Origin of the sequence: Lysinibacillus parviboronicapiens (genome assembly GCF_003049575.1) — a bacterium.
GTDB classification, from domain to species: domain Bacteria; phylum Bacillota; class Bacilli; order Bacillales_A; family Planococcaceae; genus Lysinibacillus; species Lysinibacillus parviboronicapiens.
This window is the reverse complement of the sequence record NZ_PYWI01000002.1, coordinates 307,291-329,321: the sequence shown is the minus strand read 5'-3', so window position 1 is coordinate 329,321 and position 22,031 is coordinate 307,291. Positions and strand designations below refer to the sequence as shown.

Below are 22,031 nucleotides of genomic sequence, written 5' to 3'. Positions count from 1 at the left end.
CATAATTACGTCCATATTTTGAATCGTGCTTTGACTTGCTAAATCACAACTAGTTAACCTTCACCGTGTAAAATTAAGCTAACATTTAAAAATAACACCCTTCAAAACCCGTAATATCCGCTAGTGGCTTAACTTCATTCAGCAGGGGTTTGTTATTCATCATTGCACGGAAAAACCCTTTGATGTCTATTTCCACTAAAAGTGGGTGGACAATCTTGTCTCTTAGTTTAAACGTTTTTAGCACATACAACTTTGTGTATACAATCCGCTTCGAGAACATCTGCTGAATGAAGTTAAAATTTAGCATCGTGTGATAAGTCAAACAACAATACTATGTATAAGAAAAGTGCTAAGGCTTCTTACTTTTCCTAACATAAAATTATGAAGATTCTAAAAAAGAAATAGAAGAAGCTTAGCGTAGACCTAAAATATATGTGTTATAAAACAAGGCACGGTAAAATGCCGTACCTTGTTTTCTTATAAATTTGCTATCTAGTTACAAAAATCTTATTCCGTAATTTTAGCGTTTTCTACTAAAAATTCAACTGTTTTTTGAATTTTAATGTCATTTTCAAGAACTGCAGTACCGCCTAAAGCGCCAGTAATTTGTTCTTTAGTCATGTTGAATTGAGCAGCCATTTTTTCTAATTCTGCTTCAATGTCAGCTTCAGTAGCTTCAATTTTTTCAGCTTCTGCGATAGCTTCAAGTGTTAACGAAACACGTACACGGCTTTCAGCTTCTTCTTTCATTTGACCACGTAAATCTTCTTCTGTTTGACCAGAGAATTGGTAATAAAGGTCTAAGTTCATACCTTGTGTTTGTAAACGTTGGCCAAACTCTTGTAGCATACGATCAGTTTCAGAGTTAACCATACCAGCTGGTACTTCAAACTCAGCATTTTCTGCCGCTTTTTCCACTAATTCATCACGTAGTGCAGCATCTGATTCTGCTTGTTTTTGTGTAGCAGTTGTTTCTTTAATTTTAGCACGTAATGCTTCTACGCCTTCTACTTCTGGATCTAATTCTTTCGCGAACTCATCGTTTAGTTCTGGAAGAACTTTTGTTTTTACTTCTTTTACAGTTACTTTGAAAGTAGCTTCTTTACCAGCTAGTTCTTCAGCATGGTATTCTTCTGGGAAAGTAACGACTACGTCTTTCGCTTCGCCAGCTTTTAAACCTACAACTTGCTCTTCAAAACCTGGGATGAAAGAACCTGAACCGATTTCTAGTGGATAGTCTTCCCCTTTACCACCTTCAAAAGCTTCTTCGCCTACAAAACCTTCAAAGTCGATAACAGCTGTATCGCCTTCAACAATCGCTTCGTCTTCTTTAATTTCAAGTTCAGCTTTACGTGCTAGTTGTTCTGTGATTTGTGCTTCTACTTCTTCGTCAGTTACTTCAACTGGAAGTTTTGCTACTTCTAGACCTTTATAGTCACCAAGTTTTGGTTCTGGTTTCACAGTTACTTGTGCAGTGAAAGTGAAATCTTGACCATGTACGAAGTTTTCTGTGCCAGAGATTTCTGGATAGTCAACTGGCATAATAGCCGCTTCATCGATTGCTTTCGCATATGAATCTGGTACGATGATTTCTAATGCATCTTGGTATAAAGATTCGATACCGAAACGTTGTTCAAACATTTTACGAGGCATTTTACCTTTACGGAAACCTGGTACGTTAATTTGTTTTACAACTTTTTTGAACGCTTGGTCCATTGCTGCGTCTACTGCTGCAGCTGGTACTTCAATTGTAAGAGTACCGATATTACCTTCTTGTTTTTCCCATTTTGCTGACATGTATAAATACCTCCAAATAAATAATCAAGTTTAAAATGTTAGACAATTCATTCGTAACTACGATTTTGACAACCATTTTAGTATATCATAGATGCGTATAGTTTCAACTTATTTCATACTTCCTGTAGTTCTGTTAGTTTTTCTAACATTTGTAAATAGCCGATGATGTCATAGTCCATTTCCTGTACTTTACCGAGCATCGTTTGTACAAAATCGATGTAACTATAGGCAATATCATCCGTTTCAAATGGATGCCATTCAAACGGATACGTCACAATGGCATGCTTTGCCATTAAATATTGTACCATTTCTAGCGTCGATGGGTCTTGTTCTAATTTACTCTCAATAATCTTTTTCACTTGACCATACTGAGGTAACTGATTAGGCAAAGCCAATTCTACAGGATTAATGGTTTTTGTCTGCTCAAACTTTGTGACGTTGAGTTCAATAGATACTTCTTGCTCCACAAGTAATAGTAATGCCAAACTTTGTACAAATGGATGGATATTAGGGCTTTCGATAATGGATTTCAACGCTACTTTTAATTGACGGACGTTTGTATCCATTAAGCGATGCAAAAGAATTGATTGTTCATTTGGCGTTAACGCACTAAAATGAGACAATTCGTACTCTTGTTGTTCGATCATTTGCTGTGTATCTTCTTTTTGCTGAAGATTTCTCGCTACTTCTCTATTCAAGTTTTGTAAACGCTCAAATTTTTCAAGTTGCTCCACTGGCAGTACATTTTCTTCAATGAGCGCAGAAATTAACGCCTCTACTTGATGATACTCCTTTAGCTGCATACATATAGTTATATAGAGTTCCATTACTTCTACATACATCGTAGTACCCATCGCCAGTAACTTCTCACATATTATTTTCGCTTTCACATACGCCTTGATTTCATATAAAGCATACGCATAGGCACTTAACGTTACTTCATCTCCCTCTTCATATAAAAACGCCTTTTCAAAGCACGCTACAGCTTCTTCATATTGATAATTCTCCGCAAAGCTTTGGCCCTCTCGAATTAACGTTTGGGCTGCGCCAGGAAAAACAACAACATTATCATGTTTAATAACATGGCGCTTTCGTTTTGTCATTTTTCTCACCTCTTTACTTAAATTTTTCTGAGCAAGTATTATTAAAATTTTTACATATCGCTTATTTTTTTACAAAAATCATTGCTTTTAGATTCATATTTTGTAATAAATTGTATTATAATTAATGATACCCATAAAAAAATACTATTTTGCAGGCAACTCTCACCCATTAATTGTCTGCCTCTTAGTAAACAAGTTTGTCACAAGGAGAGGAATATATGCAATTAATGGATACAATCAATGAATTCGATAGTCGCATCTCCCCCGCTTTCGAGGCACTATCTATTAGAGTTACTTCATTTACTACCGCGGATGGCCCGCAACATGATTATCCAATTGATTTTGATTTTCTCACAAGCACTAAGATAGATATGTACACGCGGGAAGCAATTACACATATCACGAGTATTAGAGGTAGCATTCCTGGTTCCATCTCAGTTGGGCATCAAAACGACACTCTTTTTATTCTTCCCCAAAATGTACACATTGAATGCAGCTATAAGCTTTTACGTATAGATATGAAAGATATGCAACGTATCTTACAGCATCCTCAACCAAACATCCATTATAGTGAGTGGATTATTGAAGCGATTAAAAACGCAAATATTCTTGTAGAATTAAAGACAAATCACAACACCCTCATAGAGTGGCCTATTGGGATAAAAGCGGCCTTTATACTATAACTAAGGTAGACATACTTATATAGGTATGTCTTTTATATTTGTAACAAACCTTATATGAATAGGTCGTTCTTCTTTTGCTGCGTTTCTATCATATCAACTTTCCATAGATTCTGGAATTCCCATGTGTCATTTACTACTATTTCAATATAAAAAATCAACTACCTGATTAAAAACACGGTATAATTTAAATAGACTTATCATTGGGGGCTTTCAATTGGATATTAAAGAAACATTACAAACATTTTCTAGTAAGAGCTTTACTGAGCGCCAAGACTTTCTTGTAAAAGAAGGTGATTGGCTGTTACAACAAACATTGACGCATATAGGTTCAACTAACGCTGAGCTTCGCGACCTTATATATCGCACATTCATAGACATTCTCAGTGATAATTTACTGAGTCCGCAACAATTACAATTTTTGTTTGATACTACGACAAATGAGGATTTTTTATATGCTAACATTGGTGAAAAGTTCACAGATAGTGTATTTATACGTTCATTTTCGGCTTTACTTGTGGCAAATATATTAACAAAGGATGCTGAAATACTTACTTTAAACGACGAAAGTTTACAACCATTCTTTAAAAAGATTGGCCGTTATTTGTTGTTAGAACAGGATACGCGCGGACACATTGAAGGGAAAGGATGGGCACATAGCATCGCACACGGCGCTGATTTAGCAGCTATAACAATTAAACACCCAAAGTTCGACTTACAGTACGCACCATCTATCCTCCACGCTCTAAAGCTAACTACTTGGAAAGATGTAGTGTATATCAATGATGAGGAAGAACGCTTAGTAAACATTATTGAAGCTTTACTGGATCGTAGCTATTCTGAGGAAGCCATAATGGAGTGGGTAGAACAAGTTTTCGATAAATTTGAAATGCATTTAGTGACACAAGGCTATAACGAAAGCTTTTTTAGCGGACGCACTTGTACATTAAATGTAATGAAAACATTATACTTTGCCTTAAAAATGAATAATCGTGCGCCAAAACTTCAGAACATCATTTATGGTCAAGTCGCAAAATGGTTAAAACTTGGCGCATAATCGTCCTTAGAGCATCCTCATATGTAGGATGCTCTATTATTTTTCAACCAACTATAAAATATACCAAAATTTGGTTTTAAATGAAAACATGTAATTATATTAACATAATTAATATTTGCATCCAAATTTATCCTCTTCGGTCATTCCTCATAATGAAGAAATATCCTTTAAGTCCCTCAATACTGTCTTTTTGCATACTCCTTTTTATAAAAAAACACAACTAATTTGCACTGAATGTCTAAGTATGACGCTGATTTTATTACAAAACAACGTCTAAAATGTGAAACGAAACTTTTCACAAAAAAAATGTTTACTTAGCTAAATTTGATAAATCCAGTGTTTTCAACGTTTGCACAGTGTTTATTTTATTAAACAAGAAAATACCAATGGTGAAATAACAATTTTTGTTCAAAAAATGTTCATATTCTTCCCCTATTCGACATTCAAACTATAACAAAATAATTTTTTTCCTGAAGAATCGGGCGTATAATCCAATGTGCAAACAACGACAACTTGTGATTACAGACATCCAATAAATGTCCTTTTGTGGTTGCACAATGCATTGTCATTGCAAACGCTTGCTAGACCAATCAAATACTAGATTTTACGTTTCATATTGAACCATGCCATTGTAAATGCACATGTATTTGAATTGGTACATCAGATAAAAGAGGTGACCTCAATACCTACTATTTGTAAATGTGACTATATACTACACCACATGAATTTTATGAATAGCTGTTTTATAGAAAGGAGTCAAACATGAATAAAAAAATAAGCTTAATGTTTTTAGCATTTGGTGCACTTGCGATTCTAGCTGGTTGTGAACCACTAACAATTTTCGATCCAAAAGGGCCTAATGCCAGAACATTATCAGACACAATTATTTTATCCATTATTACAATGGCCGTTATATTACTAGTCGTGTACGTGCTTTTAGCATTTATGCTAACGAAATATCGTGCATCAAAAGCATCTGCCGATTACGAGCCTCCCCATGAAGAGGGAAGTCATCTGCTAGAAATTACGTGGACAGTTATTCCTATTATTATCGTAGCTTTCTTAGCAGTTGTAACTGTGAAAACGACAAGTACAGTTGAAACAACACCTGAAGGTTATGATAATAAAGAGCCACTTGTAATTTACGCATCTTCTTCGAACTGGAAATGGCATTTCAGCTATCCAGAAGAAGGTATTGAAACAGTGAACTATGTCAATATCCCAACTGACCGTCCAATTGAGTTTAAACTTTACTCATTCGGACCTATTACAAGTTTTTGGATTCCACAATTAGCAGGTCAGAAATACGCTATGAGTGATATGTTGACAACTATTCACCTTGCAGCAGATGAAGTTGGTTCTTTCATGGGTCGTAACTCAAACTTTAGTGGCCGCGGATTTGCGGAAATGGAATTTGAAGCACAATCTATGACACAAGCAGACTTCGACGAATGGGTTACTGATGTAAAAGCGAACGAAAAACCATTAACAGAAGAAAAATTTAATGAGCTTTTAGCAGCTGAGCACGTTGGTCGTTCAAGTTACTCATCTACTCACTTAGAATTTAGTCCTGCACCAATGGAACACGGTGATATGGACATGTCAGACGACGAAATGGATCATGAACAGATGGACCATTCCACTGATTCACATAAAGATTCCGAATCAACACATTCACACTAATTTTCAAATCTGAAAGGAGCGCATCCTATGAGTATGGAAGAAGTATTCCATCCAATGCAAGAACCGATGATTTTAGCGGCAGCTATTAGTATCGTAGTTGGTGCAGTTGCTATCGTAGCAGGCCTTACGTATTTCAAAAAATGGGGCTATTTCTACAAAAACTGGCTATCAACCGTTGACCATAAAAAAATCGGGATTATGTATATCGCCGTTGCACTGTTAATGCTTTTCCGCGGTGGTATTGATGCACTTTTAATGCGTGCACAAACAGCGGTTCCAGATAACGGACTTCTTGATGCACAACATTATAATGAGATTTTTACAACACATGGTTTATTAATGATTTTATTTATGGCAATGCCATTCGTTATTGGTTTAATGAACGTTGTCATTCCACTGCAAATTGGTGCCCGTGACGTTGCCTTCCCACGTCTAAATGCAATTAGCTTCTGGTTGTTTGCAGCTGGTGCAGGCTTACTTAACCTATCATTCATCATTGGGGGTTCGCCAGATGCAGGATGGACTGCCTACTTCCCACTTTCTGGTACAGAATTTAGTCCAACTGTCGGGAATAACTACTATTCTTTAGCACTTCAATTATCAGGGATTGGTACGTTAATGACTGGGGTTAACTTCATCACAACGATCATTAAAATGCGTACACCTGGTATGACATTAATGAAAATGCCAATGTTTACTTGGTCAATTTTAATTACAAACGTGATTATCGTATTCGCGTTCCCAGTTTTAACTGTTGCGCTAGCATTAATGATGTTTGACCGTCAATTCGGTACAAAATTCTTCGCCATGCAAGATGGCGGTATGGATATGCTTTGGGCCAACCTATTCTGGGTTTGGGGACATCCTGAGGTTTATATTGTTATCCTACCAGCCTTCGGTATTTTCTCAGAAATCATTGCAACATTTGCACGTAAAAACTTATACGGTTACAAATCAATGGTTATGAGTATGGTTGTTATTTCTTTACTGTCATTCTTAGTTTGGGCCCACCATTTCTATACAATGGGTCACGGCGTTATGGTAAACAGCGTCTTCTCTATTACAACAATGGCGATTGCTGTACCGACCGGGGTTAAAATATTCAACTGGTTGCTCACGATGAGGCACGGGAAGATTCAATTTACAACCCCAATGCTTTATGCACTTGGCTTTATTCCTATCTTCACAATCGGTGGGGTTACAGGGGTAATGCTAGCAATGGCTAGTGCCGACTACCAATATCATAATACGATGTTCTTAGTTGCTCACTTCCACTATGTATTAATTCCAGGTACAGTATTTGGTGTACTTGCAGGTTACCACTACTGGTGGCCAAAAATGTTCGGTTTCCGTTTAAATGAGAAATTAGGTAAATTAGGTTTCTGGTTTATCGCAATTAGCTTCAACGTGACATTCTTCCCACTATTCATCTTAGGTTTAGATGGTTATGCACGTCGTATGTACACATATTCAGAGTCAACAGGCTTCGGTCCATTAAATATGCTATCTTTCGTGGGCGCACTTGGTCTAGCAGTCGGCTTTGGCTTAATTGTTTATAACATTTACTACAGTTGGAAACATATGCCTCGTAACGAAAAAGCAGATGTGTGGGATGGTCGTTCATTAGAATGGGCAACACATTCTCCAGTACCTGAATACAACTTTGCAGTAGTTCCTACAGTTACACGTTTAGACGAGTTCTGGTTTGCGAAAAAAGAAGGTCGCGATATTACTGCAGGTAAAATTGAAAAAATCCATATGCCTAACAACTCTGGTGCACCGTTCTGGATGAGTGGATTCTTCTTCCTAGCAGCATTCTTCGCTGTATTTAATCAATGGATTCCAGCCATCCTAAGTATGCTTGTTGTATTTGGTTTTATGGCTTATCGTTCATTTGAAAAAGATCATGGTCGTTATATTTCAGTTGAGGAAATTAACGAAACTGAGAAACGTTTGAGAGGTGACAAATAATATGAAAATCGATTCTTCACTTCCATTAGAATATAGTACAGAGGAAAACCGTCTAAAAATCTTTGGTTTCTGGATATTCCTCGGCGCCGAAATCGTGTTATTCGCCACACTCTTTACCGTCTATTTCACGCTTCATAACCGTACAGGTAATGGCCCAACTGGCGCTGAAATTTTCGAGTTAACACCAGTATTATTAGAAACATTTTTACTTTTAGCAAGTAGTTTTACAATTGGTCTTGGCGTACATGCTATGCGTCTTGGCAATAAAAAAGCAATGATGACATTCTTCATCATTACACTTGTGCTTGGTCTTGGTTTCTTAGGTATTGAGATTGATGAATTCGTCACTTATGTACATGAAGGTGCGACAATAACTACAAGTGCATTCTTGTCATCATTAATGACTTTACTTGGTACGCACGGTGCCCACGTAACTTTTGGTTTCTTCTGGGGCTTAGCAATTTTAATCCAAGTAGCAAAACGTGGCTTAAACCCACAAACGGCTAACAAAGCGTTTATCTTCTCACTGTACTGGCATTTCCTAGACGTAGTTTGGATTTTCATCTTCAGCTTCGTCTACTTGAAAGGACTGATTAGCTGATGAAGGAATTATTCCCAAAACAACATGTGATGGGCTTCGGCTTCTCACTATTATTAACACTTGTAGCATTATCTGTTGTGGCATTTGATATGTCCTACACAATGGCATTCGCTATCCTACTAGTGACTGCACTTGCACAAGCAACAGTTCAATTAGTGTTATTCATGCACATCGGTGAATCCGAAGATAAGAAAACGTTATATACAACGATTTTATATTCAGTATTCGTAGGTGTTGTGACAATCCTTGGTACATTATTTGCAATGATCTGGGGTTACTAATGAAAAAAAGCCGAGAAAATGCTTAGCATTTTCTCGGCTTTTTCTTTTCTAAAATAACATTTTCCATTAAACAAGATACATATGAAAGGAAGCAGAGCAAATTGACTTCAAGTGTAAATTTATGGATTAATATTCCTAGCTTTAGTACAGGGCGTATCGCCAACAAACAATAACACAACAACGACTAGTGACTTTACTTCTTATTTTATTAAACGCTATTGCTTCTCTCTAACAACTTCCACTTCTAACAGCATTGAAGCACTACACGTACGAGCAACATAAATCAAGCTCAGCGTCGCTGTATAATTTGTTTGATCATATGAATGGTCATATCAATACCTCGACGATGAGAACACCAACAATGCCCGACTACCTACAAAACGCATTTCAAGCACAACAATTCAAAAGCTGCACAGGACAAGCTACAAACACACATGACGAACTTTACTGCAACAATTAACGAAAACAGTTCTATCATTGACCAACAAAGGCTGACAAAAATGAAATACAATATTGCCCTATTAAATGATTACTTAACAGAAAAAACAAATACAGCCATTAACACTAATCATCATCTAAATGCATTATCAACTCGCACTTCTACAAGCAACAATTTACTTGATATCCTGTCAACAACATCCGCATTATCTCAATACTTAACTGCTAAAAAGTAATGGGTAACATAATTGAGGTTTTCTAAAAAAGAACCACAGTTAAATAGCCTCTCTTCACCTATAGATCCTCCCTCCTCTTAATTTGTAAGACATTCCTTTAATATAGTAATAATGATTCATTATTTATTTTTTCGAAACTTTTGCCCCTATTCCTCGTATACTAGTAAATAGTGTGTTTTTTCACAATGAATAGGAGATGATTGAATTGAAGAAGATTTTCAAAGTTTTAGGCGTAGGAACATTTGCACTAGTATTGGCAGCCTGTAATACAAGCGCTACACCAACAAAGGATACAACTAAAACAAGCTCACTTACTTTAGAGCAGGTGTACGACAAGGCAGTAGATCGTCAAACAGACATTAAAAGCATGAGCGCAAATATGGAAATGAATCAAGTAACAAAAATTGGTGCAGGCGAGGAATCAATGGAAGTAGCTATTGACTCGAAAATGGAAATGGATGTAATTACTGACCCTCTCGCTATGCACTTATCAGGCTCTATGACAATGCCGGATATGTTTGGAGAAGGCACTGAAAAATCAGAAATGCCTATTGAAATGTATATGAAACAAGATCAAGGCTTCTTTATGAAAGATACGGCATCTGACAATTGGTTTAAATTGCCCAACGAACAATTTGACGACATTTTAGAGCAAACAGCTTCATCCGCAGATGCAAAAGAACAATTACAACAACTTAAAAAATATATTGATGACTTCACATTTGAACAAAACGATGATGCTTATGTATTAACACTTGAAGCAAAAGGTGATCGTTTTAAAGATTTAATCGATTCACAAGTTAATGATTCTATGAAAGAACTTGGTCTTGAAGAAAATCCCCTTGATAACTTAACAATTGATCAAGTAAACTACGTGCTATATATCGATAAAGAAACATTTGACACAACGAAAATGGATATGAACTTTGACTTTAAGATGAAAGTTGAAGGCGAAGAATTAGCCATGACAACAAAGTCAGTAGTTACTTATAGTGAATTCAATCACCTTAAAACAATTGATATTCCACAAAATATTATCGATAACGCAACTGAACCGCAATAACCCAAAAATAGCCAGTTTCCATGATTTTGGAGACTGGCTTTTTTATCAAAAATTTGTTTTCTATAAGGAAACTAACTAACTGTCTGTAAGCTGTAAACCTTCGTTTAGACGAGGATTTACAGCTTGTTTTTATAAATAATATCTATTAGCGAACAAGTAGCACATCACATTTCGCTAAGCGAACAATGCGCTCTGCTACTGAACCGAGTACCATTTTTTCTATTTGATTTAACCCTGTAGCACCACATACAATTAATTCAACCTCAGGCAACTGCGTTAAAACGACTTTTGGTGAACCTGTTTCTACAGTCACTACTACATTCGTTACACCTTGTGCTTGCGCTTCATTTTTCATTTTCTCGATTTTGATAAGGTTTTCCTCTTTCAGTTTCTCTGCATACTTTAAGTCATATGCTGTGATAGCCCCAAATGATTTCGTATCAACAACATTGACCAATTGTAAAGTCGCTCCGCCCTCCTGTGCTATACTTACAGCGCGTTCATAAGCTTTTAGTGACTGTTCGGAAAAATCAATCGCTACTGCGATTTTTGTGTAGTTCTTCGTCATCATAATCCTCCTCGTGAATTACTTTAAAATTAGCAATGGAATTCGATACAATTTGTCGTCACTTTCCTGTGGAAAACCCCGTCCATCTGTATTATTGCTAATAAAATAAAGGTACTTTCCATCAACTAGTATATCTCGAATTCTGCCTAGTCCACTAATTATTTTTCTTTGTTCACCTTTTTCTATATTAAATGCCAAAACTGCTGTTCCTTTTAATGCGGCAACATACAATTTACCGTCATAATAATCCATGCCTGAAGGTGCCCAAGTAGTGTTATTTCCGGATGTAAACAGTGGAGCTATCATCCCCTCTTGTTGCTCGGAACCTTCAATTATCGGCCAACCATAATTGTGCCCCGCTTCGATTCTGTTTATCTCATCATTTGCAGTATTGCCATGTTCACTAGCATATAATGTGCCGTCTGTCGACCATGCCATGCCTTGAGGATTACGATGCCCGTAACTATAAACATAAGAATTTGGAAATGGATTATCACTTGGTATCGATCCATCTAAATTCATTCTTAAAATTTTTCCTTCCAACGTATCTTGCGCCTGTGCTATTGATGGGGCTCGTGCATCCCCAACAGTTGCATATAGTTTACCATCTGGACTAATTTCAAGTCTTCCTCCATGATGGTAGGAACCACTTAAAATATGATCGACAAGCAATTGTTCCTCCTTCCAGATATCCCCTTCAAGTCTTAATATAATAATTCGGTTAAATTGTTTGGTGCCTTCTACATACGTATAATAGGCATATGCTCGATTCGATTGCAGAAAGTCTGGAGCAAGAACAAATCCTAATAAACCTGCCTCTGACGCTGTCGCAAGATTTTTTTCTAGCTTCACCCGTTGTCTTTGTCGTTCACCATTGACTATCTTCACTATATGCCCTGGTCTTTCTGATACATAAAATGTATTGTCTACTTTGTCAATTGACCAAGGTGTTGCTAGTTTCTGTGCAATGACTTCTAATGCCACATCAGCTACCTCGCCAGCCCCCTGATCTACGTTTTCGGGCTCCTTACTAATAGATTGTTGCTTAGTTGCCGTACACCCTGCTAATAAAAATATTGTAAGCATAATTAGAACTAAGGCTCTCTTCAACGACCATCACTCTTTCTATGTTATTTTTAGCATCCACATGTTTGTACGTGAAAATTTTTTTCATGGCACTCATTATTCTAAAATATATCTTACCTATAAATTCAAGGTACTTTACTTCCTAATTTAATTCCAATAAACTGTAAATAATATTTAGTATCGGCCTACACTATGTTTAAACCAAGACCCTAATGGAGTGATTAAAAAATAGATATGAATTTTAATAATAAAATCATCAAATTTGGTTTTTACATGTGTTACCCATGCTTATTTTATCCATTGTCTTTATATAACTGTTACCGAAAGAAAATACGTTCTTCATAACAAGAGCATTGGATTTGAGCTATATCGTATGCTAAAAATGAGCTTGTCATCATTAAAAAAATCATTGAAACTGGAGTACAGGGGGTCACTATTGGAAGAAGTAAAAGTTGTCTATGCATTCATTAAAAATATCGATAATGAAATTCTTATGGTATATAATCATGAAGGTCATTGGTCACTACCTGGTGGAAGAGTTGAAGTTAATGAAACGCGAACGGAAGCAGTAATTCGTGAAACCTTTGAAGAAACTGGCTATAAAGTGACAATTGGAAGCCTACTAGCAGTAAATGAAGCAAAGTTTACAAAGAGAAATCACCATGCTTTATTTTTTACATTTGAAGCCCAGATTGTGGCTGGTGCAGAAGAAATAACATTGCCACATGAAATTTCTCACATCGAATGGACAGCTATGGACACGGCCAATTATCGAATGCCTTACTATTCACAAGGACTTGACAAACTTTTAGAACACCTTGCTTTTTACAGTAACGAAGGAACGATATAATGCTTCAGATTGCGTATAATAGAGACATAAAATGAATAGGTAAAATTTTAACAAAGAATCGAGTTGCATACGATGAATTATGTAAAACAGATGCGGAGTTTTATTGGTCACGAAACACTTTTTACTGTTGGCTGTGGAGTTATTATAGAAAGTAATGAAAAAATCCTCCTGCAGCATCGTGCAGACGAAGATAATTGGTGTATCCCTGGTGGTGTGATGGAAATAGGAGAATCATTTGAACAAACAGCGACGAGAGAGGTATTCGAAGAAACTGGATTAGTGGTTCATAACTTACAGTTATATGGTATTTACTCAGGAAAAACTTGCTTTGTGGAATATCCCAACAAAGATAAAGTATTTAGTGTGCAAATTATTTTTAAAACCTCAGATTTTCAGGGCGATTTAAAACAAAAGAGCGAAGAAAGTAAAGCACATCGATTTTTTCAAAGGAAAGATTTACCTCTAAATTTAAATCCCCGCCAAAAAAAATTTATTGTAGATTGGGTTGAAAATAAGAAATTACCAATTATCGATTAATAAATGCACCTTTCATTAAATATCGACATCACTCTAGTAACTGCTCAAAAGCCACTACCATCAAAAAAAAAAAGAAGAAGACGTCACTCAGGCGCCTCTTCTATTATACTATCAAATTCTAAAATTTCGCCTTCAACTTTCGTTTTTTCAAGCACTTCTAAATACTCTTCTTTTCTGTCGATGAGTCGTTCATGTTGCAATTTTTGATACGAAAATAGAAAATCATTACTAACTGCTTTTCCCATAAACTCACCCCATATAATAGTATTAGTTATCCCTATTATAATATTGGTAATATTTTCTGACAATTAGTTTTTAACTTTTGATTATATAGAACCAATCGTCAAGGAGGTCCAAAGACTTGCAATCATTAGAGTCATTTCGCTATTTATTTCATCATTTTTCAAACGGCTACATGCAAAAAGCCACACCTCCATATTAGTGTGACCCTAAAAATGACAATCTTTTTATTTAATGAAAAAAGGGCAAAACTTTTTCTTCTACTACCTTTTCACCCGCATGGATCCACTTACTTTTATTATGGATTTGAGCATCTTTATCAAGTGGGGCTTGGAATTGACTAGCTCCCGTAGCATCTAGCAGTGAACCCTCATCATAATCTAAGCCTACGTTGGTTACATGTTTGATGACAAAAGGGGTCTGAAAGCGAATCTGCGCATCATAAAAATCCAACTCGCCCTCTGTTACGATAAAAGGTACCCGTAAATAGATTGTTTCGCCTGCCTCACGCCATAACACCGTATCGAAACTACCCTTGTCATAATCCCAATTACCTCCGATTGTAAAACCATGCCTTTCAATATGATCGCGTAAATAACCAAATCCTATTTGTTTTCCTACAATATTTGATTCAAATTGTAACAATTGCCTATCCCTCCTTTTATTCGATATCAGTCTATCCTTAAAAAGGGAAATACAAACCATTACTTACGCTAAAGAACGCGTCTTTAGGGGTTAACATTAATAGAAAATATTTTAATTATGTACTTATTAATATCATACACTTACACTATAATTATTATAAAATGTGTATAAAAAGGATAATTAATTCAAGGGAGTGTTTATGAAATGAAAAAGTTTTTTGTAAGTATGTTTATATTCTTAACTTTATCATTACTTCTTGTTGGATGTGGAAATAGAGATGTTCCTTATGACTATGAATATGATCGATAATAAAAGATAGGAGTTAAACATTATAGACACTACATCCTCTTGTTAATGACCTCGAATTTGTATCGTATGTTTGATGATTACGAACGTCTAGTTATCCAAATCTTTCATGTCCTCCAAAGATTTTGCAACCATTGTATATTTGAATTAGGTATGTTGATTTTACTAAACAAAATAAAAAGAAAAACGCAGGAGTCTTTATCTTTTGCGTTCTTTTCTGATTCACTTAACTTTACATGTAAATTGATTGTGCCAAAACAGTCAAAAAGACGGATAGAAACGCTAAAGTCTCCATAACAGCACTCTCAAACTATAAAACCTCCTATTGATTCCCATTTAATATTATTATTACTATATATAAAATACATGAAAATATTGTGCCCAGTGTGGTATGGTAAATTATCTATAACTAATAATAGAAGGTGAAGACCATGTTAGAAGTAAGTGATAGTAAATTAGCAAAATATGTTGTCCATCAAGTAAGTGATACGCTTATTTTAGGTGAAGAGACTTTCTCTCAGCCCGAAGTCATGCTAGAGGCCGCCTTTACACAATTAGCATTTAACAAACTTGATATGGAGCAACAATATGAATTTTTTCACGAAACAGATATAGGGTTAAATGAAGTGTATACATATGTAATGTCTATTTTCGATCAAGAGAATAGTTTTCTTGAACAATCGAAAAATATCGCCATACACTTACATAGTGCCTCTGGGCATCCTCAAATTAAAAGTGGAGAATTATTTATTGGCCTATTCGAAAATTGTTTTATGTCTACAGATGTAACTAAGGTCATTGCTATTGTAAAAATTGATGAAAAAGAAATATTTTTAGATGTGAAAAACGAGCAAAATAAAATGATTGTCAATGGTATTGACGGTATTAATGTTAAAAGAATCAATAATATGGCCGTCATCGTGGATATGGGGCCTGACAAAGCACCCGCTGTCTTTATGAAAACAAAAAAGAAAGAAGATGTTGTCTACTGGCAAGAGCGCTTTTTAAAGATTAAGGTAGCGGATGAACATTATCATAAAACGAATTTAGCGTTAACAGAGTGTAAAAAATATATTTTAAAAGAAGAGAGCTTTACCAATACCGAGAAATTAGGATTTTTAAATAAAACCCTCGATTATTTTAGAAGTGAAGAAGAATTCCAAGTGAATGATTATATTGAAACAGTCTTTGAAAAAGCAGAGCCTGTACAAAAAGATATCATTGTCAATACGGTAAAACCCTATGAAACAGTTATTTCTGAGAGCGCGATTGCAAAAGCAGAAAAAAGCTATAAGCGTAAAATTAAACTCGATTCTACTATAGAAATACAAGTGAACGTTCGTGATATCGAACAAGTACATGAATTGATTGAAGTCGGCTATGATGAAACAACCAATCGAAAGTTTTATAAAATCTATTTTCAAGAAGAAGTTTGATACATGCACTCAAAAAGAGATAGAGCCCACAATTCTTAGATAAATTTTGGGGATTGCATAGTAAAAGCTAGTGAAAATGTTCTAACACGTAGCAGCTGTCTTTCCATTACAAAACGAATCTACTATGCGAATTGGCATTAAAACCAAAACCTTAAAGGATTGGCTGTGTGCAAAGAAATAGTGAGCAACTACATCCTTACAGACGTATTGCAAAGTTTCTTTTCAAAAAATAGAGCCCAAAGTTCAAATTAATGTTATTCTTAGAAAGAAAATTTTTTTAATGAGTAGGAGAACAATATGATTGAGGTAAAAACATCTCCATTAAGTGATGGAGAATTCAATAGAGGGGTATTTGCTACATGTGATATTAAAAAAGGAGCGCTTTTACATGAAGCACCTGTCATTTCTTATCCAAATGACCAACACCAATACATTGAGCAAACACTTCTCGCTGATTACGCATTTGAATATGGAATAAACCATTCTGCTATCCTTCTAGGGTACGGAATGTTGTTTAATCATTCTTATGAACCTAATGCAACGTATGAAATTAATTTTAAAAATCACACCTTTGACTTCTATGCTTATACAGATATCAAAGCAGGAGATGAAATTTTAATTAATTATAATGGGGACGTTGATGACAAAGAAGAATTGTGGTTTAACCAGGACTAAAAGGATATTATCGTGAATCTTTAGCGGTTTATCTGCCAAAATGTAGTATTGAAAAACAATTTATAACCATCTATCAAAGAGCAACTGATAGATGGTTATCGTGTTTCTAAAAACTTTATTTTCCCTACAAAATTTAGAGCCAGACTACATTGGCCCCCTTCCCAGCTAAAAATTGTATGATCACGATGGTTTCCTCTATATGTTACTTTAACCATATTCTTGCTAATCTTTTGGTGTATACGGGAGGATTGAAGTTTAAGTAGCCTTGCCGTCATCCTGCGCTGGTTGCGGAGTAAATGAGGGGTCGTAAGGTTTTTGCATGGCGCATGAATTACTTAGCAATATGGGCCTCACGAAAGATTTCGATTCAGTACTAGACAAATACGATTTTTAGTGATATAATAAATTTAATAACATCGTTTGCAAAGAATCAATGAATTCACATATTACAAAGAGTAATCATGTTTTGTTCGATACTTTTTGTAATATGTGAATTTTTTTCTTTTGAAGTTTATGATATTATTTAATACAATTAATGGAGGTCATTCAAATGACACAACAAGGTACAGTAAAATGGTTTAACGCAGAAAAAGGTTTTGGATTCATCGAAGTAGAAGGCGGAAACGATGTATTCGCTCACTTCTCAGCTATCCAAGGTGACGGTTTCAAATCACTTGACGAAGGTCAAAAAGTTGAATTCTCAGTAGAAGACGGCCAACGTGGACCACAAGCTACAAACATCGTAAAACTTTAATTTCTAATTATCACCATACAAAAAAGGCATCCTTTCATTAGGATACCTCAGACTGTAGACAGACTCAGTAAAAATTGAGTTTGCCTACAGTTTTTTCTTTTACAATAAATTTAGATGAAACCGTTGATTTCTAAAACAGGCGGACACTTTCCACAGGCAGGAGCGAGCTTTAGACCAGGTTCTCGACTTTCCCGCTTTTTTCGTAGGAGTCACCGCCCTTCGTTCCAATCAACTTTTACATAGGAGTCGATTCTACAAGTAAATAGCTTCAATTATACTTTTTTATTGTGAAAATAGATATCGATTTAATTTGCAAGCCCTTGATTATATTCAATCCACTTTTCCATTTCTCGCTCTACCGCTCGATTTTGCCATTCAAACCAAATCCCAGAACATTCACTACAATGACTGTCTACACCACTTTTTTTATGCTTGTCTTTACATGTAAATAAAGTTTTTTTACGACAGCTGTAGCAGTAAATTTCTTTATCCTTATAAAATTCCATCACTACCACCCCTTCATTTTACACCTATTCATTGCCGAATTTTATACAAAATATTCTAAATGATTAAGGATTTCATGAAGGATGATAAATCGTTTAACGCATTCTCAAAAAAACGCTTCAATCCCTTAATCATAAAGGATTAAAGCGCTTTTTAGTTGATTCATACTTATTCTATCTCATTCCAATTTTCCCCTTATCTTTTATCACTTTAATAAGCGTTACTTATAGTATTATTAAGCGTGTATATCATCTTCTCGATATTGTCTTACATATAACCTTTAGTTTGCAAGATAACCATTACTTTCATCCTTTGAGATTTTATTTTTCATTCACTATATAAAATTTAATTTCCTACTTAAGCAAAACTGCTCCATTACTGTAATAATACCTCCTACTAGTTTTCATGTGGATAAAAGCACGAAACACTAAAAGATTAAATCACTCAAACGAGTTTATTAAAATACACTTTTGTCTAGGCTAACAGTATAAAATTCACACCTCGGTTTAACGGAGATAAAATGAGAAATAAAATTGCATTTCTAATAATGATAATTTTTACTATATTTTTAACGGGTTGCTGGGATACTACTGAACCCCAAAGAATGTATTATATTAATGCAGTAGGTGTCGACTTTAACGATAATCAGTATGAGGTGTATTTGCAAATTATTAACTTTGCCGATTTAGCAAAATCTGAACAACCAAATCCAGACATTGTACCTACTGAGGTTGGGTATGCAAAAGGGAAAACAATTGAAGAAGCTATTTTTGAATTATATCGTTCTATTGACCAAAAAATCTTCTGGGGCCATATGAGATATCTTATATTTTCAGTACGAGCAATGGAAAATGAACGAAGTATTCCTGTCATAGATACATTCATACGGTTTAGAGATACAAGATATCAAATTTGGATCTATTCTACGGAGAATTCAATTAATGACGTTCTTCTAGCCACACCCATTTTGAAGAATTCTCTTGCATCTTCAAAATTAAGTAACCCTATAAATCCTACAAAACAAGAGTCGTTTATTGAACCAATAAATTTAAGAGATATCGCCATTGGATTAAATGAACCAAGTCATGAAATCAGTATTCCTTTTGTAGATTTCAAAAAGAATGGGAGACTGCTGAAGGACAAACAGAGGCGACATCCTTTGCAGGTGTAAGTATACTCTCCAAAGACGGTTTTAAAGGAATTATTAAAGGTTCCGCAGCACGTGGAAATCAATGGATGCACAATTATACTAATCAAGCAGAAGTCACATTTAAATTAGATACAAATGAAAGAGATTACATCACTGTAACTCTCGATAAATTAAAAGTAAAAGTAAAAGTAAAACCCATTGTAACAGGACAACAAATTCGATTTGAAGCAGAGATAAAGCTCCGTGCTAAAGTCAATGGTTTTAAAGGGGCAGTCACGACAAAAGAGCTAAGAGATAAAATTGTTACAGAAGTAAAAAAAGAAATAAAAGAAACTTACGAGGAAGGACTAAAATTAGATGTAGATATTTATCGTTTATCTGAACATCTTTATCGAAGCAACGTTAAGGCATGGAAAAAATACGAAGCTAACGGGAAAATTCCATTAACAAAAGACTCACTAAGCAAAATAGATATCTATGTGGATAAAATATATTTAGGTAACAAAACATTTGAAGAGACAATTGAAGAATAAAAAATACCAGGTATTCTCTGTAAAAAGAGAGCCTGGTTATCTATTTTGTGACTAAAACCGCCTCCTCTGTACATCGGATGCGAACCTATCCTTCCCTTTGACGTCTTAAAATAAGTTTATGCCTGCCTCCTCTAAGTGCATTCCCCCTCCAATCACCTGATTCAATTAAATATTTTGTGATTTATTTTAAATACATATAGCATGGCATAATATGGGCGTCTATAATAATCGTATTTGGAGGGTAACGAATCCCTGGTGGTATATATGTGTAGAAGGCTTCTCGAAGGGCTAGAAAATCTCATACTTTGATGAGAATTAGGCCAGAGCAGAAAGAAAACCACGAAAAGCTTCATCGAGAAGAGGTTTTTCATAGTAAAAAATATATATTGGAGGATAAATATGAAAACAATAGCTGTTATTGGTTCTTTATTTTTTTGGGATAATATAAAAGAGTATTTTAAAGAGTTTCCTAAGGTGCAATTTATCCATTTCCCTTACACTGTACCTGAAGAAAGCGTTGGTTTAATAGATGAAGCAGCTTCCAAATCGGATATTTTATTATTTGCAGGCTCCATCCCTTATTATTATTGTTATAAAAAAATACAAGTTCAAAAAATACAAGCAACTTATATTCCTGTCGATGAATTATCATTATCGCTTTCATTATTGTCCATTATACACAGCCAAAAAATTGAACTTGCCAACATATCAATTGACTTACCAAACAAGGATAGCTTTTATCAAGTAATAACGGAAGCGGGCTTACAGGCTGACCACTTTTTTTTAAAGGATTACGCCTGGGTGTATGAGCAACAACGAGAAATGAAAGAGTTTCAAATTGAAGAATATATTCACTTCCATAAAAATTTATACGCAGCAGGTAAAACGAAGCATGTACTGACTTGTTTACATGCTGTATTTGTTGCGTTAAATCAATTAGGTATCCCTTCCACCTATATGGTTGATAGCAAACATACTTTTGTATCAACCATATCTAAAGCGATTGATGCTTACAAATATTCTTTATTGTCGTCATCACAAATTGCTGTTGTATCCATTGCTAGTCAAGAAAAATCACTGGTAAATAACCTTTTATTCTTAGAAAGTATAGAAAAAATATGCAAAATCTTTAATGCACGAGTTTCACAATCACAAAGTGAGCCTTATGTTATTTATGCCACACGAGGAGCTATTCGAAAATCAAATATTGCTTATTTCCAATCTTTAATTGGTCAACTAGAAAAACAGTTCGAGACATTTTTTAATATTGGAATAGGAATTGGTTATTCACTCCATGAAGCTGAGATTCATTCATCGCAGGCTTTATTTTTTACGAACAAATTTAAAAACCACACATCCGTTCTATGTCTAGTTGATGAAGAAAGTCGATTGCTTGGATCACTCTTTGAGAAAGAGCACAAAATTTCGTTATTGAATAACGATAAACAAGTTTTAGCATTAGCTGAGGAAATAAAAATGAGTGCGAAAAATTTAAAATTAATGAAACAGTTTATTGGCATGAATAATAATCGTCCATTTTCAGCAGCTGAATTAGCAGAATATATGAACCTTTCCCGTAGGTCTGCTGAACGAATTATTAGTCGATTAATTGATAATAACTATTTGCTATTCATTGGTGAGGAACATCCATACAATCAGGGCCGCCCTAGAAAGGTTTATAAAGCAACGACACATTTAATTTCTAAAATAATAGAAAATTAACACTTTACATTAAATTTAATCTATTGTATATTTATTTTCAATTAACGACATATAACGACAATTTGGGATTACGAAGGGAGACATATAGAAGCATTAAGAAAACTACCACAGTACA

At 35.1% G+C, this 22,031-nt stretch carries 23 protein-coding genes; 16 read left to right on the top strand and 7 right to left on the bottom strand.

What is annotated here, in order from left to right:
• Positions 1-507: 507 nt before the first annotated feature.
• Together tig and C9J35_RS04045 are read right to left on the bottom strand one after the other, a co-directional pair.
• Positions 508-1,797 carry a trigger factor gene (tig, locus tag C9J35_RS04050; RefSeq protein ID WP_107923510.1) on the bottom strand — a complete coding sequence of 430 codons (1,290 nt, stop codon included), beginning with the start codon at positions 1,795-1,797 and terminating at the stop codon, positions 508-510.
• 113 nt (positions 1,798-1,910) lie between these two features.
• Entirely contained in the window at positions 1,911-2,900 is a 990-nt protein-coding gene (locus tag C9J35_RS04045; RefSeq protein WP_054768072.1) for a DUF3196 family protein, read from the bottom strand.
• 218 nt (positions 2,901-3,118) lie between these two features.
• Here C9J35_RS04045 and C9J35_RS04040 point away from each other — a divergent pair, with 218 nt between their 5' ends.
• The 8 genes from C9J35_RS04040 to C9J35_RS04010 all read left to right on the top strand — a co-directional run bounded on the left by C9J35_RS04040 (position 3,119) and on the right by C9J35_RS04010 (position 10,910).
• Positions 3,119-3,583 (top strand): hypothetical protein, encoded by a 465-nt coding sequence (locus C9J35_RS04040; protein WP_054768071.1) that lies wholly within the window; start codon positions 3,119-3,121, stop codon positions 3,581-3,583.
• A 214-nt stretch (positions 3,584-3,797) separates the two neighbouring features.
• Entirely contained in the window at positions 3,798-4,637 is an 840-nt protein-coding gene (locus C9J35_RS04035) for a DUF2785 domain-containing protein (protein WP_107923509.1), read from the top strand.
• Between the two features lie 762 nt (positions 4,638-5,399).
• Complete coding sequence (gene qoxA / locus C9J35_RS04030; RefSeq protein WP_054768070.1) at positions 5,400-6,320, top strand: cytochrome aa3 quinol oxidase subunit II; 921 nt, start codon at positions 5,400-5,402, stop codon at positions 6,318-6,320.
• Positions 6,321-6,347: 27 nt separating this feature from the next.
• Positions 6,348-8,291, top strand: coding sequence for a cytochrome aa3 quinol oxidase subunit I (gene qoxB / locus C9J35_RS04025; RefSeq protein ID WP_107923508.1), 1,944 nt, complete (start codon positions 6,348-6,350; stop codon positions 8,289-8,291).
• Position 8,292: 1 nt separating this feature from the next.
• On the top strand, positions 8,293-8,892 hold the full coding sequence (gene qoxC / locus C9J35_RS04020; RefSeq protein ID WP_107923507.1) for a cytochrome aa3 quinol oxidase subunit III: 600 nt from the start codon (positions 8,293-8,295) through the stop codon (positions 8,890-8,892).
• Entirely contained in the window at positions 8,892-9,173 is a 282-nt protein-coding gene (gene qoxD / locus C9J35_RS04015) for a cytochrome aa3 quinol oxidase subunit IV (protein WP_054768069.1), read from the top strand. The genes qoxC and qoxD overlap by 1 nt, the downstream gene beginning before the upstream one ends.
• Positions 9,174-9,607: 434 nt before the next feature.
• Positions 9,608-9,847 (top strand): hypothetical protein, encoded by a 240-nt coding sequence (locus C9J35_RS23370; protein WP_153062939.1) that lies wholly within the window; start codon positions 9,608-9,610, stop codon positions 9,845-9,847.
• Positions 9,848-10,052: 205 nt separating this feature from the next.
• Entirely contained in the window at positions 10,053-10,910 is an 858-nt protein-coding gene (locus tag C9J35_RS04010; RefSeq protein WP_107923506.1) for a DUF6612 family protein, read from the top strand.
• 145 nt (positions 10,911-11,055) lie between these two features.
• Here C9J35_RS04010 and C9J35_RS04005 read toward each other — a convergent pair whose 3' ends face one another.
• Both C9J35_RS04005 and C9J35_RS04000 read right to left on the bottom strand, forming a co-directional pair.
• Positions 11,056-11,478, bottom strand: coding sequence for a universal stress protein (locus tag C9J35_RS04005; protein WP_107923505.1), 423 nt, complete (start codon positions 11,476-11,478; stop codon positions 11,056-11,058).
• An 18-nt stretch (positions 11,479-11,496) separates the two neighbouring features.
• A complete protein-coding gene (locus C9J35_RS04000) occupies positions 11,497-12,588 on the bottom strand; it encodes a PQQ-dependent sugar dehydrogenase (protein WP_201262037.1) in 1,092 nt (363 codons plus the stop codon).
• Positions 12,589-13,000: 412 nt separating this feature from the next.
• Between C9J35_RS04000 and C9J35_RS03995 the strand changes: the two genes are divergently transcribed.
• On the top strand, positions 13,001-13,414 hold the full coding sequence (locus C9J35_RS03995; protein WP_054768068.1) for an NUDIX hydrolase: 414 nt from the start codon (positions 13,001-13,003) through the stop codon (positions 13,412-13,414).
• A 72-nt stretch (positions 13,415-13,486) separates the two neighbouring features.
• Positions 13,487-13,951 (top strand): NUDIX hydrolase, encoded by a 465-nt coding sequence (locus C9J35_RS03990; protein WP_107923504.1) that lies wholly within the window; start codon positions 13,487-13,489, stop codon positions 13,949-13,951.
• 83 nt (positions 13,952-14,034) lie between these two features.
• Here the strand turns inward: C9J35_RS03990 and C9J35_RS23495 are convergent, their stop codons facing one another.
• Entirely contained in the window at positions 14,035-14,196 is a 162-nt protein-coding gene (locus C9J35_RS23495) for a hypothetical protein (RefSeq protein WP_167395919.1), read from the bottom strand.
• Between the two features lie 226 nt (positions 14,197-14,422).
• Complete coding sequence (locus C9J35_RS03985) at positions 14,423-14,836, bottom strand: YugN family protein (RefSeq protein WP_107923503.1); 414 nt, start codon at positions 14,834-14,836, stop codon at positions 14,423-14,425.
• Positions 14,837-15,573: 737 nt separating this feature from the next.
• Here C9J35_RS03985 and C9J35_RS03980 point away from each other — a divergent pair.
• The 3 genes from C9J35_RS03980 (at position 15,574) to C9J35_RS03970 (ending at position 18,007) form a co-directional block, all read left to right on the top strand.
• Positions 15,574-16,578, top strand: coding sequence for a nucleoid-associated protein (locus tag C9J35_RS03980; RefSeq protein ID WP_107923502.1), 1,005 nt, complete (start codon positions 15,574-15,576; stop codon positions 16,576-16,578).
• A gap of 297 nt (positions 16,579-16,875) precedes the next feature.
• A complete protein-coding gene (locus C9J35_RS03975) occupies positions 16,876-17,253 on the top strand; it encodes an SET domain-containing protein (protein ID WP_107923501.1) in 378 nt (125 codons plus the stop codon).
• Positions 17,254-17,803: 550 nt separating this feature from the next.
• Positions 17,804-18,007 (top strand): cold-shock protein, encoded by a 204-nt coding sequence (locus C9J35_RS03970; protein ID WP_053582012.1) that lies wholly within the window; start codon positions 17,804-17,806, stop codon positions 18,005-18,007.
• A gap of 305 nt (positions 18,008-18,312) precedes the next feature.
• On the opposite strand, the gene C9J35_RS03965 is transcribed toward C9J35_RS03970, so the two are convergent.
• Positions 18,313-18,513 carry a hypothetical protein gene (locus C9J35_RS03965; protein WP_107923500.1) on the bottom strand — a complete coding sequence of 67 codons (201 nt, stop codon included), beginning with the start codon at positions 18,511-18,513 and terminating at the stop codon, positions 18,313-18,315.
• A gap of 518 nt (positions 18,514-19,031) precedes the next feature.
• Between C9J35_RS03965 and C9J35_RS24690 the strand changes: the two genes are divergently transcribed.
• The 3 genes from C9J35_RS24690 (at position 19,032) to C9J35_RS03955 (ending at position 21,916) form a co-directional block, all read left to right on the top strand.
• A complete protein-coding gene (locus C9J35_RS24690) occupies positions 19,032-19,682 on the top strand; it encodes a Ger(x)C family spore germination protein (protein WP_327322712.1) in 651 nt (216 codons plus the stop codon).
• Between the two features lie 2 nt (positions 19,683-19,684).
• Complete coding sequence (locus C9J35_RS24685; protein ID WP_327322759.1) at positions 19,685-20,194, top strand: Ger(x)C family spore germination C-terminal domain-containing protein; 510 nt, start codon at positions 19,685-19,687, stop codon at positions 20,192-20,194.
• Between the two features lie 399 nt (positions 20,195-20,593).
• Positions 20,594-21,916 (top strand): MarR family transcriptional regulator, encoded by a 1,323-nt coding sequence (locus tag C9J35_RS03955; RefSeq protein WP_107923499.1) that lies wholly within the window; start codon positions 20,594-20,596, stop codon positions 21,914-21,916.
• Positions 21,917-22,031 lie beyond the last annotated feature (115 nt).

Bases quoted from the DNA above. Each gene is read 5' to 3' on its own strand.
- tig (WP_107923510.1), bottom strand. From the start codon at position 1,797: ATGTCAGCAAAATGGGAAAAACAAGAAGGTAATATCGGTACTCTTACA.
- C9J35_RS04045 (WP_054768072.1), bottom strand. From the start codon at position 2,900: ATGACAAAACGAAAGCGCCATGTTATTAAACATGATAATGTTGTTGTT.
- C9J35_RS04040 (WP_054768071.1), top strand. From the start codon at position 3,119: ATGCAATTAATGGATACAATCAATGAATTCGATAGTCGCATCTCCCCC.
- qoxA (WP_054768070.1), top strand. From the start codon at position 5,400: ATGAATAAAAAAATAAGCTTAATGTTTTTAGCATTTGGTGCACTTGCG.
- qoxB (WP_107923508.1), top strand. From the start codon at position 6,348: ATGAGTATGGAAGAAGTATTCCATCCAATGCAAGAACCGATGATTTTA.
- qoxC (WP_107923507.1), top strand. From the start codon at position 8,293: ATGAAAATCGATTCTTCACTTCCATTAGAATATAGTACAGAGGAAAAC.
- qoxD (WP_054768069.1), top strand. From the start codon at position 8,892: ATGAAGGAATTATTCCCAAAACAACATGTGATGGGCTTCGGCTTCTCA.
- C9J35_RS23370 (WP_153062939.1), top strand. From the start codon at position 9,608: ATGACGAACTTTACTGCAACAATTAACGAAAACAGTTCTATCATTGAC.
- C9J35_RS04005 (WP_107923505.1), bottom strand. From the start codon at position 11,478: ATGACGAAGAACTACACAAAAATCGCAGTAGCGATTGATTTTTCCGAA.
- C9J35_RS03990 (WP_107923504.1), top strand. From the start codon at position 13,487: ATGAATTATGTAAAACAGATGCGGAGTTTTATTGGTCACGAAACACTT.
- C9J35_RS23495 (WP_167395919.1), bottom strand. From the start codon at position 14,196: ATGGGAAAAGCAGTTAGTAATGATTTTCTATTTTCGTATCAAAAATTG.
- C9J35_RS03980 (WP_107923502.1), top strand. From the start codon at position 15,574: ATGTTAGAAGTAAGTGATAGTAAATTAGCAAAATATGTTGTCCATCAA.
- C9J35_RS03975 (WP_107923501.1), top strand. From the start codon at position 16,876: ATGATTGAGGTAAAAACATCTCCATTAAGTGATGGAGAATTCAATAGA.
- C9J35_RS03970 (WP_053582012.1), top strand. From the start codon at position 17,804: ATGACACAACAAGGTACAGTAAAATGGTTTAACGCAGAAAAAGGTTTT.
- C9J35_RS03965 (WP_107923500.1), bottom strand. From the start codon at position 18,513: ATGGAATTTTATAAGGATAAAGAAATTTACTGCTACAGCTGTCGTAAA.
- C9J35_RS24690 (WP_327322712.1), top strand. From the start codon at position 19,032: ATGAGAAATAAAATTGCATTTCTAATAATGATAATTTTTACTATATTT.
- C9J35_RS03955 (WP_107923499.1), top strand. From the start codon at position 20,594: ATGAAAACAATAGCTGTTATTGGTTCTTTATTTTTTTGGGATAATATA.